The following is a 2,001-nucleotide window of genomic DNA, read 5'->3' as shown; positions in this document are numbered from 1 at the left end:
GGATCCTGCGGGCGCTGGAGGCGATCCGGGCCGGCAGGTTCACGAGCCGGGTCCGGATGGTGCCGGTCCGGGCCCGGGTGAACTCTCCGGCGGCGAGGGTCCCGGCGGTGCGGGTGAGGTTGTAGGCCATCACCGCGCAGACCAGCCAGGCACTGTTGGCCCCGAAATGTCCGGAGGGCAGGTGTGCCAGAGCACTGTCTTTCAAGTCGGCGTTGACCTGCTCGATGAGCGCATGGCCCCGGTGGGTCTGGTCCGCGGTCACCGTGTCCAGCACCTCCGGGTCGGTGGTGGTGAAGAAGGCGTGGAAGCGGTGGGTGTCGAACAGTGTCGGCTGGTTGGTGTCCTGGGGGTTCAGCTCGGGGATGCGGCGCACCACCAGTCGACCGGGGACCCGTTCGGCTTTCTTCTTCGAGGTGAACGCGGTGAAGGGAACTTCGGCGACCTCGGCTTTGGAGGTCCAGGTGCCGGTGGTCTCATCGTAGATCGCCTCGGGATATTCGATGCCGGTCCACGCTTTCTCGTCGATGCCGACGATGGCGGCCTTGACGGCCTTGTCCATCTTCACGGTCACCGACACCTCCGCCCCGGCGGTGAGCGCGGCGGCCACGGTGGCATGCCCATAGAAAGCGGAGTCGGCCCGGACCAGCACTCGGGCGCCGGCCGCCGGCACCAATCGCTTGAGGATGGCCAGCGAATCCCCGACCAGCCTCGAGGCCCCGCGCGGGGAGCCGACCGAACCGCGGCGCAGCCGCTGACCCAGGATCACCGGGGCCGCGGTCTCGGTGCTGGCGGTGGCCAACAGGGCGTTGAGCCCACGGACCCCGGAGTACCCGTACCCGGAACCCTGCTTCTGGTAGCCGTGGACCTCGATGATCGTGTCGTCCACATCAACATAAACGAACCCCGGATCCGCACCGGCAGCGCCGGTGCGTCCCAGCAGCGGGGCCCGGCCGGCCAGGTTCACCAGGAACCGGGAGGCGACCGCGTCGAGTTGGCGCACGTGCCCGAAGGTGAACTCACGCAGGAACGAGCCCAGGGTCGAGGGCGCATAGCAGCCGCCGAACACCCGTTTCATCGCCCCGTGGCGCAGCACGGCCATGTCATCGATCGAGTCCGCCCCCGTGCACATCCCGGCCACCAGGGCCGCGACCTTCGCCCCGGCGTTGGCGCCCTTGTCGGTCGGCACGCTCAACCGACCTCCGGCCAGCTGGTGCAGGCCGGCCTGGGCGGCCAGTTCCATCACCGGCACCAGCCCGGCGGACCCGATGAGGTTCGGCTCGTCGAAGGAAACTGACACGGCAGCAGGCGTGTGGGAAACTTGCATCTGCGAGATGCCCTCTCATCGCGGTGGAACGGAACCCTGAACAAGTCCCATTCTTCCCGGTCAGACGGGCATCCCGTCTTTAGTTACGGCCCAGCACCGACGCACTCATCGGTGGATCAAGGCTAAGGCAGGCACCGTTGCACTGTGGACACCGTGAGGCCCTGGGGGTTGTCCACATTCGGAGAATTCAGCTGACGGCTGGCGTTCAAGAGTGGGGACGCTCTCCATATGGCCACTACGTATCCCGTCCCGCAGGCACCCACCGTAAGTTCAACCGGTACACGCCACCTGACCCCGGACTCCATTTTGACCACTGCTCAAGTGCGCAGCCGATGGGGCCGAGCACCGCGTGCCAATGCTGACGGTGTGGATGAAGCCACGGGCCTGCTACGGGTCTCACGTGGCGCCTGGGTGAGCGTTGCACTGTGGGAATCGTTGCCACCGTGGGCAAGGTCCTTGGCCAGGCACTATGCAGTGGACAAGACCTCGCCCCAACCTCCCGTCTTCTGCCTGGCCTCCGCGGCGTTGCTGTGGCGACTTCCCGTCCTGAAGGTTCCGCCCAAGCCGCAAGTGACCTCCGGTAACGGGGGAGGAAGAAGGCGAACCGCGCGGCCCGTGGTTGGCAAGGTGTGGCTGTGGCTTCGTTCGCTTGGTGGCGGGGTTTTTGCAGCGCTCCG

Annotated in this window: 1 protein-coding gene and 1 pseudogene; one reads left to right on the top strand and one right to left on the bottom strand. The window is 67.1% G+C overall.

Features of this window, described 5'->3' with window-relative positions; translation table 11 throughout:
- The coding region (locus tag L979_RS13045) for an IS1380 family transposase (RefSeq protein ID WP_047692638.1) at positions 1-1,324 on the bottom strand (1,324 nt) is incomplete at its 3' end.
- 228 nt (positions 1,325-1,552) lie between these two features.
- Here L979_RS13045 and L979_RS16860 point away from each other — a divergent pair.
- A pseudogene (locus tag L979_RS16860) lies at positions 1,553-2,001 on the top strand (hypothetical protein); the annotation flags it as partial.

Source organism: Kocuria sp. ZOR0020 (assembly GCF_000800955.1).
GTDB lineage: Bacteria > Actinomycetota > Actinomycetes > Actinomycetales > Micrococcaceae > Kocuria > Kocuria subflava.
Note: the sequence above shows the minus strand (reverse complement) of the source record. Positions and strands in the feature narration are given on the sequence as shown.